Origin of the sequence: Bacillus sp. C30, from assembly GCF_040838255.1 — a bacterium.
GTDB lineage: Bacteria > Bacillota > Bacilli > Bacillales > Bacillaceae_G > Bacillus_A > Bacillus_A mycoides.
Map to the genome: position 1 here is coordinate 19,223 of NZ_JBFPJH010000024.1, position 9,355 is coordinate 28,577.

Genomic DNA, 9,355 nt, shown 5'->3' on the forward strand with positions numbered 1-9,355 from the left:
TGGAGACTGTAAGATTGTAAACAGTCTCTTTTTTTGTAAAAATAAAGCTGGAAACATACTACGTATGCAAAGGGGAATTAGCAATGAATCAAGAAGTTTCACAGCTATTAGAACAGATTGATTTACGAAAAGAGGAGCTACTAGAACTTACAAAAACTTTAATTCGTTTTGAAACACCAGCACCACCAGCAAGAAATACAAATGAGGCGCAAGAATTTGTTGCGGAGTTTCTAAAAAAACGAAATTTTAGTATTGATAAATGGGATGTATATCCAAATGATCCGAATGTTGTTGGAGTGAAAAAGGGGACAGCAAGTGAGTCACATAAAAGTCTCATTATTAATGGACATATAGATGTTGCAGAAGTATCAAAGGACGAACCGTGGGAAACAAAGCCGTTTGAGCCGTTTATAAAAGATGGTTGGTTAGTTGGGAGAGGCGCGGCAGATATGAAAGGTGGACTAGCTGGAGCCTTATTTGCTATTCAGCTTTTAGAAAAAGTGGGGATTGAATTACCTGGAGATTTAATTTTTCAATCGGTAATTGGCGAAGAAGTAGGAGAAGCAGGGACACTTCAATGTTGTAAGCGTGGTTATGATGCTGATTTTGCAGTAGTAGTTGATACAAGTAATTTACATATGCAAGGGCAGGGCGGCGTAATTACTGGATGGATTACAGTGAAAAGCCCGCAAACGTTTCATGATGCAACACGTAGACAAATGATCCATGCTGGAGGACGTCTATTTGGAGCGAGTGCGATTGAGAAAATGATGAAGATTGTCCAAAGCTTACAAGAATTAGAGCGTCATTGGGCAGTCATGAAAACATATGAAGGCTATCCATCTGGAACAACAACAATTAATCCAGCTGTTATTGAAGGAGGACGTCATGCGGCATTTATTGCGGATGAGTGCCGATTGTGGATAACCGTACATTTTTATCCAAATGAAACGCATGAACAAATAATAGAAGAAATAGAAGAGTATTTAGGAAAAGTGGCAGCAGCAGATCCATGGTTAAGAGAGAACCCACCACAATTTAAGTGGGGCGGAGAATCAATGATTGTGGATCGTGGCGAAATTTTTCCTTCTTTAGAAGTAGATAGCGAACATGTTGCTGTCAAAACGCTAAGTTCAGTACATGAATCTATTTTATCTGAAAATGCAATTTTAAATATGTCAGCAACGGTAACTGATGGCGGATGGTTTAGTGAGTTTAACATTCCAGCTGTTATTTACGGACCAGGTACATTAGAAGAAGCTCATTCAATAAATGAGAAAGTTGAAGTTGAGCAGTTAATTGAATTTACAAAAGTAATAACAGCGTTCATATATGAATGGTGTCATACAAAAAAATAGATTAGTATATTGAAATTGTACAGGTATGTACTTGTACGCTTTTTTAGTGAACTATTTCAGAGTTGAACATAAACAACTGAAATAGTTCTTTATTTTTCTATGTTTTTCGTTTTATTTCAATTAATTTCTCTTTAGCTAATTCAACGGCAATCGCATCATCTAAATAGCCGATTGGAAAAAGATAATCGGGGATAATGTCTGTTGATAAAATGAAATATAGTAAGGCACCCCCAATAATTGCACGCTCTTCGGTTGAAATGGTTTCTGTACAAAATTGTTGGTACATATTTGTTAATTGCTCAATGAAAGGACCAGCACTATCAATTTGTTCTATTTTACTTTTGAAACTCTCGTGAATACGTTTTTCACCTTCAGTAGTTTGAGCATAGCGCTCGTAATTTTCAAGTTCTTGTTTTACACGAGTTGTTGTGTATTCGAAGTCGAATAGGTTAGAGGATTGTAATGTTTGTTGAATTGTATCGAGAGATGTGTACATATCTGCTTTTTCCTTATTTATGTGTGGAGAGTTAGGGTACATTTCATCAAGTAATAATTGCGGTGGAACTTGTAGACAGTTTGCGAATTTTTGTAAATGGTTTTGCTTCGGTTGTTGTTTGCCATTAATTATTCTTGAAATTGTTGCAGGATCAATATTTGTAAGTGTTCCTAGTTGGCGCATAGATAGAGCGCGCTCCTTTAACAGTTTCTTTATTAATTTACCGAGCCGCTCATTTGGATTTTCATTGGGCATAATGTAGGCACTCCTTTTCTATTGTCTATCGTTGAAAAAATGTTGAGCATTTATTACAAGTATATGAAACAGACAGGCACAGTTGCTCAACATTTTCATAATATGCAACGAAAAGTGAGAAAAGGGGTGACTGTACGATGAGTACGGCAGGTTTATTTTCAATTTTTTTAATCGGGATTGCGTCTAATTTAGATAATGCAGGTGTTGGGATTGCATATGGCATTCGTAAAATTCGAATTTCGTGGCTTAACAATTTTATCATCGCATTTTTTGGATTTTTATTTACTTTACTAGCTGGATTCTTTGGGAATTGGATCGCATTATTTATTTCAGAGTTCACAGCAAACATTATTGGAGCAATCGTTTTAGGAATAATCGGGGTGTTTATTTTATGTCAGCCTTTCTTGAGTCAAAAAGATACCGTAGAATCTAAAGATAGTAGTGTACTTATGGGGGTTTTACGTAATCCAGAAAAAGCAGATTTTGATGGTTCTAAAACAATTAGTTTTTCTGAAGCAATTGTTTTAGGAGTTGCATTGTCCATAAACAATATTGCAGGTGGATTTGATGCTGGAGTAACAAATTTAAATCTTTGGCTTACGGCATGTATTTCTGGAGTTTTTAGTTTTATTTGTATTAGTGGTTTTACGTATGTTGGTAAAAGATTTTTAGCTGAATACTTAGGGAAATGGGCAACTGTAATTGCAGGTGTGTTATTAATTCTTATTGGAATTGATCAATTGTTGTAAGAAGGATAGGGAAAACAGTATTCGAGTATTTCCTTGGAAATACACTAAAAAATTGCATATATCGACGTGAAATCTTTTCACGGTAATGAAAGATTGTAAGTATTATACAAATCTTTGTGTGTAAAAAGGTTTAAAAAAGTAAAAGCACCTGCATAGGTGCTTTTTAGCGTATATCTTCAATTAGTTGTGCACATTCATCATCATGCATACTGTACTCACTTAAAACTTGAATACAAAGCCATTTCAGTTCTTCGATACTATGCTCAAGTTCTTCGGGAAGTACATGGTAAATGTCTTCAAGTCCCATTCCAAAATGAATAAGTTCTAGTACTTGATCATCGATGTTCCGATCCATTAATAGTTCAAGCACTTCTAAATTGAATATGTATCGGTGAGCTTCATCGAGTGAAACAACTTTTAGTTTCAAACTTTCTACAATACTCAATATGAAAAGAAGAATTGTTTTTTCGAGAACAGGTTGTTTCTCCATTTGAAATATGAGTTTCATCTTTTACACCTCCACATACAGCGCTAGGTTGTACTATATTATTCAGGAGGGGGGAGCAAATATGCATAATAAAGAGAACTTTTATTACTGTTTTTTTGAATTGTGTTGATGCCTAGTAGAACGGATTTTTTGTGAAATAAAAAAACCTGCCAATATAGCAGGATAACTTCTAAATTAAAACATACTCCAACCTTCTTGGGCAGAAAGTAATTCAAGAATTTTAAAACCAGCGATACTATTTCCGTTTGCATCTAAAGCTGGTCCAAAAATACCGATTCCCATTTCGCCTTTTACGCAGCCGAAAATGCCGCCCGCTACACCACTTTTTGCAGGGATTCCAACACGAATTGCAAATTCACCAGATTCATTATACATCCCGCAAGTAACCATAAATGTTTTACAAATTTTCGTAATATGTTTAGGGATGATCTGTTTCTTTTTATAAGGATCATATCCATCCATTGCAAAGATTAAACCAATACGTGCTAGGTCGATACAGTTAACCTCAATTGCACATTGACGCGTATATAAATCCATAAGTTCTTCAATATCGTTATCGATGATGCCATTTTGTTTCATATAGTAACAAAGTGAACGGTTTAAGTAAGCTGTTTCTAATTCAGAAGTGGCAACTTTAGAAGAATAACTAATAGTAGGATTGTCTGTTATATCACGCACAAATTGAAGAATGCGTTCCATCTTCTCCTCGTTATCATTACCAGCTAGCATACTTGTAATAGCTAATGCACCCGCATTAATCATTGGATTAAGAGGTTTGGAAGAACTTGTTGTTTCAAGCTTAATAATAGAATTAAATGGGTCACCAGTTGGTTCCATTCCAACTTTAGAAAATACATATTCTTCACCACGGTCTAAAAGGGCAAGAGCAAGTGTAATTACTTTAGAAATACTTTGAAGAGTAAATAGTGTTTGTGAGTTACCAGCATGGATATATTCTGTTTCTTTATGGAAAATGGCAATCCCTAGATCATTTGGATTTGCATTTCCTAGTTCGGGGATATAAGTAGCAAGTTTTCCTTTTTTCGTATATGGTTTTACTTGTTCTAACAACTGCTGTAAGTTGTTTGTTTCAATGCACTGCATAGTACCAACGCTCCTATTTCGAATTAGCTAAGTTTACTTTTCCCGATATGCTCGGAAATAAATAATAACATGAAAAAGTGGAATGATAAAACGAAAGTTGAATGTTCTATAGTGAGTCTTCAGTTTCGATTATTCCGTGTTATAAAAGGAAAATTTTCCTTTTATATAACAGTTTGGAAATAGGAGATTTATCCATAAAAAGTTCGGAAATAAAAACTACACATCTATACAACTATATGTTATTATGGTTATGTAATAGAAAGCGTTTTCTAAAGCGTACTTATAATGATAACGATTTCATAAATTTGATAGGGGGAATTAAGATGTTGCAGTTTTTACAACGTATTGGTAAAGCGTTAATGCTTCCAATCGCCGTACTACCAGCAGCAGGATTATTGCTTCGTTTAGGGCAACCAGATGTATTTAATATTCCTGTTATGGCACAGGCCGGCGCAGCGGTTTTTGATAATTTAGCACTTATTTTTGCAATTGGTATTGCAATCGGTCTTTCAGTTGATGGTAGTGGTGCAGCAGGTCTTGCAGGTGCAATTGGTTATCTAGTTATGAAAAACAGTATTGATGCACTTAGTAAGGGATATTCTACTGCAGAATTACAAGATAAATTAGGTAAAGTCCAAGATTTAATAGGAAATAGCGCAAATGTAGATCCATCTAAGCTTGCAGATACAATGACACAAGTATCTAAGGCAGCCGAATTATCGACTAAAGTGGATATGAAAGTTTTAGGTGGTATTATTGTCGGTGTTATAGCAGGATTCCTTTATAATAAATTCCATAAAATTAAACTTCCAGAATGGTTAGGTTTCTTTGCTGGAAAACGTTTTGTTCCGATTGTTACATCGGTTGTAATGCTAATATTAGGAATTCTATTCGCACAAATTTGGCCAGCAATTCAAAATGGTATCGATGCATTAGCTCATGGAATTGTTAATTTAGGTGCAGTTGGTTCAGGTCTATTTGGTTTATTAAACCGTCTATTAATCCCAATTGGTTTACACCATGTAATGAACACATATTTCTGGTTCGTATTTGGTGACTTTACAAATGCAGCAGGTAATGTTGTAAATGGTGATATCGCTCGCTTCCTTGCAGGGGATAAAACAGCAGGTATGTTTATGACTGGTTTCTTCCCAGTTATGATGTTCGGTTTACCAGCAGCATGTTTTGCAATGATTGCAGCTGCTAAACCAGAAAAACGTAAAATGGTTACAGGTATGTTAGGTGGCCTAGCATTAACTTCATTCTTAACTGGTATTACAGAACCTATTGAATTCTCATTCATGTTCTTATCACCATTATTATATGGTATTCATGCCGTGTTAACAGGTATATCTTTATTCGTAACAACATCACTTGGCATTCACGATGGTTTCACATTTAGTGCCGGTGCAATTGATTACTTCTTAAACTTTGGTATTGCAACAAAACCAGTGTTACTAGCAGGAATCGGTTTAATTTACGCAGCAATTTACTTCGTAGTATTCTACTTCTTAATTAAGAAGTTCGACTTAAAAACTCCTGGTCGTGAAGATGACGATGAATTAGCTGAAGAGGGTGATGCACCAGTTGCAGGTTCAATTGGTGAAACTTACGTAGCAGCTTTAGGCGGAAAAGAAAACTTAACAGTTATTGATAACTGTGCAACGCGTTTACGCTTACAAGTGAAAGATGCAGGTTTAGTAAATGAACCAGCATTAAAACGCGCAGGTGCAAAAGGCGTTATGAAATTAAGTAACACAAGTGTACAAGTTATCGTAGGTACAAATGTTGAATCTGTTGCCGATGATATGAAAAAACACGTATAAATAGTTAGATAAGAGGATATCCAAAAAGATTGATAACACCAGTCTTTTACAGGATATCCTCTTTTATTATGTTGAAATTTTAAAGGGAATCTTACTTTTGTAAATTTTCTTTTTCTTTTTTATACATATAGGTTGGTAATATGTTCAGCGCATGATAAAGTAGGGATGACATAGAATGGAATGTCTATAATCTACTGAAATGATTTGGAGAAAGTCTTGTGTAGATGAATTAAATTATCGGTAAATAAGGGGAAAAAGGTAATCATGGATCAGGAAAAAAATACTGTTAATGGGAAAGTACGTCGTCCGATTGTATACATAAAAAGAACAATCATTCTCGTCCTACTATTTTCACTTGTATATTTCATGTATACAAAAATTGTTGCGCATAATAAAAAAGAAGAAACTTTAAAAGCAGCAGCAGAAATGAAGAAGCGAGAAGAGATAAAAAAGATAGAAGAAGTGAAAAGGCAAGAAGCTGAAAAACAAAGAAAACAAAAAGAACAGGAAGAACAGATAAAACAGGCGCAAGTTATAGAGAAACCTGCTGAAGGACCGCCTCAAGAAATTAATGAAAACGCTCAATTGGATCAATATTTACAGAGCATGGGATTTAGTGGGACAGCTGTTATTGTGAAGAATGGGAAAGTTCTTGTGAATAAAGGATACGGCATGGCTAATAAAGAGAAGCAAGTGCCGAATAATTCAGAGACGACCTTTTATATTGGTTCTATTTCAAAAGCATTTGTGGCGACTGCTATTATGCAATTAAAAGATCAAAATAAGTTACAAGTAGAGGATACAGTTGCAAAGTATATTCCAGACTTTCCTCAAGGTAATAGCATTCAGTTAAAACATCTATTAACACATACATCAGGCATTCCGGAATATGAGCAGGGAAAAGAAGATATTTCTCATGAAGAGTTGATAAAACGAATAGGAAACCAAAAGCGTATTGCAGGACCAGGAGAGAAATGGAAGTATTCAGATTCGAACTACTCTATACTTGCTTACATTGCTGAGAAGGTAAGTGGACAACCATTAGAAGAATATATTAAACAACATATTTTTGCTACTGCTGGTATGAAGCATTCTGGTTTCGGTAAAGCGTTAGAGCAAACAAGGTTTCCATCGACAGGTTATAAAATAGTGAATAATAACATGACAACACCTAACATTCCGAGCATGTCACAACTATATGGTTGCGGTGATATATATACAAGCGCGCATGATTTATATTTATTTAATGAAGCACTCTTTTCTGGAAAATTAATTTCAAAAGAGAGTTATGATCAAATGTTTACAGCTGTGAAAAAGGATTACGGATTTGGCTGGTATGTAGATCCAGGAAGCTATTCAAATCACGGTGTAATGCCAGGTTGGAATTGCTTAAATGGTTTTAGTAAAAATGGTAGTGTATATGTGGTTTTATTATCTAACATTCAAAATAACATTAAATCATTTGGTAAAGTGAATAACGACATTTATACGATGTTGCGGAATATTGAAGTGTAAGAGGCTATCCTTTTGGATAGTCTTTTTTGTATTGAGGAAATATATGTGCGGTTCGATGATGAAATAAATGGAAAATGGGAGGTTTATGAGTATACATAAGCATCATGCACGCAATGCGAAACGAATTTTGTGTATTACGGCGTAGCTGCCATTGTGACAATTGAAAATTAATATATATATAAAGACAGATGGGAAACTATCGATCTTTTTTTATGCTCTGAAACAATTATTTCTTTTAGAAAATGTATGCCTTACCTATCACAAAAAAAGTCTGCTTTGTATAAATTAAGATGTATGGATGTAAATTTTTATACTTTAAAAATAATAGGAGGAGAAGCATATGTGTCTGTTCAGAAAATATTGGCATAAATTATCCAGACTGTTTAATAGACAATTAGGCTATTTTTTAGATGACAAGTTACTGCCTGCTGTGGAACGACTTTTATTTTCACAAAACTTTGCGAGATTTATTCAAAGAAATTCTAAGCAAGCTACGGAAGAGTTTATAGAATCAAGTCAATTTCAATCTATTATTTGTAACATTTTAAAAGAATGCAATACATCACCTTTTAAGGAAATTGCAAAGCAATATTTAGGTAAAAACGTAGAAATTACTGTGACAGTTGGACAGTTAATAGGTGTTATTGTAGCAGTTGGTGACGATTTCTTAACGCTGCAAGAAGGAATAGGAACTGAAGTTTTATTACCATTTACAAGTATTATATCAATGAAAGAAGTGTAAGAAAGGAGACTTATATATGTTATTTACTGATGAATTGCGTAACCATGTTGGTGAATTAGTGCAAGTTGTGACAGCTGTTGAAATTGTTGCAGGTATTCTTTTATCTGTTACGGACGGGGCAGTAAGTGTTCGTACATCTCCTTCTTATGGACCACCTGAAGATGTACTTGTGCGTATTCCTATTATTGCTTATGTTCGCTTGGAAGGGTAAGAGTGATACAAGTATGAGAATATCAGTTGTTATTCCAGCGCATAATGAAGCAAGTACTTTATCACAAGTTTTAGTAGAAGTGGAGAAGCTGAAGCCGTATGAAATTATTGTAGTAGATAATGGATCGACAGATGGAACGAATGAAGTCGCATTACAGCATAGTTGCCATGTAATTTATTATAAACATTCTCTTGGTAATGATGTAGGAAGGGCAATTGGAGCTAGAGAAGCAAAAGGTGAAATTGTATTGTTTTTAGATGGTGACATCGTTATTGAGAGTAAAGAGCTACAACGTTTCGTGAAAGGAGTTCAGCAAGGGCACCAAATTGTTGTGAATAATTTAACATGGTCTGTTTATTTAAAGATGAGACCACACTATACGACAGTTGGAAAATTCATGTTGAATCGTTATTTGAATAAAAAAGAGCTTGTTGTTGGTTCTTTAATCGCAATTCCACATGCGATGAATCGGGATGTTATTGAGAATCTTGGGTGGTGGAATTTAGCAGATCCAGCACTATTTCAAGCGATGGCGATGTCTAGAGGAGTAGATATTGCCGATATGGCTTCGGTCGATGTAATTCACACGAA

The 9,355-nt window shown here is 34.9% G+C and carries 10 protein-coding genes; 7 read left to right on the plus strand and 3 right to left on the minus strand.

Annotation, left to right across the window (positions count from 1 at the left end):
- Positions 1–83 precede the first annotated feature (83 nt).
- Positions 84–1,358 carry an acetylornithine deacetylase gene (locus AB3X49_RS05070; protein WP_367960781.1) on the plus strand — a complete coding sequence of 425 codons (1,275 nt, stop codon included), beginning with the start codon at positions 84–86 and terminating at the stop codon, positions 1,356–1,358.
- Between the two features lie 97 nt (positions 1,359–1,455).
- Here AB3X49_RS05070 and AB3X49_RS05075 read toward each other — a convergent pair whose 3' ends face one another.
- Positions 1,456–2,109 (minus strand): helix-turn-helix domain-containing protein, encoded by a 654-nt coding sequence (locus AB3X49_RS05075; protein ID WP_002169221.1) that lies wholly within the window; start codon positions 2,107–2,109, stop codon positions 1,456–1,458.
- A gap of 137 nt (positions 2,110–2,246) precedes the next feature.
- Here AB3X49_RS05075 and ytaF point away from each other — a divergent pair, with 137 nt between their 5' ends.
- A complete protein-coding gene (gene ytaF, locus AB3X49_RS05080) occupies positions 2,247–2,858 on the plus strand; it encodes a sporulation membrane protein YtaF (protein WP_002191844.1) in 612 nt (203 codons plus the stop codon).
- A 163-nt stretch (positions 2,859–3,021) separates the two neighbouring features.
- On the opposite strand, the gene AB3X49_RS05085 is transcribed toward ytaF, so the two are convergent.
- Together AB3X49_RS05085 and glsA are read right to left on the minus strand one after the other, a co-directional pair.
- Positions 3,022–3,366, minus strand: a complete 345-nt coding sequence (locus AB3X49_RS05085; RefSeq protein WP_002091149.1) for a DUF3969 family protein — start codon at positions 3,364–3,366, stop codon at positions 3,022–3,024.
- Positions 3,367–3,540: 174 nt separating this feature from the next.
- The gene (gene glsA, locus AB3X49_RS05090) at positions 3,541–4,470 is read right to left on the minus strand and encodes a glutaminase A (RefSeq protein WP_002029606.1); all 930 of its coding nucleotides are present in this window, start codon (positions 4,468–4,470) and stop codon (positions 3,541–3,543) included.
- Positions 4,471–4,793: 323 nt separating this feature from the next.
- Here glsA and nagE point away from each other — a divergent pair, with 323 nt between their 5' ends.
- From nagE to AB3X49_RS05120, 5 genes are all read left to right on the plus strand, one after another.
- On the plus strand, positions 4,794–6,296 hold the full coding sequence (gene nagE, locus AB3X49_RS05100) for an N-acetylglucosamine-specific PTS transporter subunit IIBC (RefSeq protein WP_003187209.1): 1,503 nt from the start codon (positions 4,794–4,796) through the stop codon (positions 6,294–6,296).
- Between the two features lie 264 nt (positions 6,297–6,560).
- Positions 6,561–7,811 (plus strand): serine hydrolase domain-containing protein, encoded by a 1,251-nt coding sequence (locus AB3X49_RS05105; RefSeq protein WP_002132176.1) that lies wholly within the window; start codon positions 6,561–6,563, stop codon positions 7,809–7,811.
- 340 nt (positions 7,812–8,151) lie between these two features.
- Positions 8,152–8,553: an LSm family protein gene (locus AB3X49_RS05110; protein WP_002125041.1), complete on the plus strand. Its 402-nt coding sequence runs from the start codon at positions 8,152–8,154 to the stop codon at positions 8,551–8,553.
- A 16-nt stretch (positions 8,554–8,569) separates the two neighbouring features.
- The gene (locus tag AB3X49_RS05115; RefSeq protein ID WP_002029614.1) at positions 8,570–8,764 is read left to right on the plus strand and encodes an LSm family protein; all 195 of its coding nucleotides are present in this window, start codon (positions 8,570–8,572) and stop codon (positions 8,762–8,764) included.
- Between the two features lie 13 nt (positions 8,765–8,777).
- Positions 8,778–9,355: glycosyltransferase family 2 protein (locus AB3X49_RS05120; RefSeq protein ID WP_367960785.1), on the plus strand; the 578-nt coding region annotated here is incomplete at its 3' end.

Bases quoted from the DNA above. Each gene is read 5' to 3' on its own strand.
- AB3X49_RS05115 (WP_002029614.1), top strand. From the start codon at position 8,570: ATGTTATTTACTGATGAATTGCGTAACCATGTTGGTGAATTAGTGCAA.
- AB3X49_RS05085 (WP_002091149.1), bottom strand. From the start codon at position 3,366: ATGAAACTCATATTTCAAATGGAGAAACAACCTGTTCTCGAAAAAACA.
- glsA (WP_002029606.1), bottom strand. From the start codon at position 4,470: ATGCAGTGCATTGAAACAAACAACTTACAGCAGTTGTTAGAACAAGTA.
- AB3X49_RS05110 (WP_002125041.1), top strand. From the start codon at position 8,152: ATGTGTCTGTTCAGAAAATATTGGCATAAATTATCCAGACTGTTTAAT.
- ytaF (WP_002191844.1), top strand. From the start codon at position 2,247: ATGAGTACGGCAGGTTTATTTTCAATTTTTTTAATCGGGATTGCGTCT.
- nagE (WP_003187209.1), top strand. From the start codon at position 4,794: ATGTTGCAGTTTTTACAACGTATTGGTAAAGCGTTAATGCTTCCAATC.
- AB3X49_RS05105 (WP_002132176.1), top strand. From the start codon at position 6,561: ATGGATCAGGAAAAAAATACTGTTAATGGGAAAGTACGTCGTCCGATT.
- AB3X49_RS05075 (WP_002169221.1), bottom strand. From the start codon at position 2,109: ATGCCCAATGAAAATCCAAATGAGCGGCTCGGTAAATTAATAAAGAAA.
- AB3X49_RS05070 (WP_367960781.1), top strand. From the start codon at position 84: ATGAATCAAGAAGTTTCACAGCTATTAGAACAGATTGATTTACGAAAA.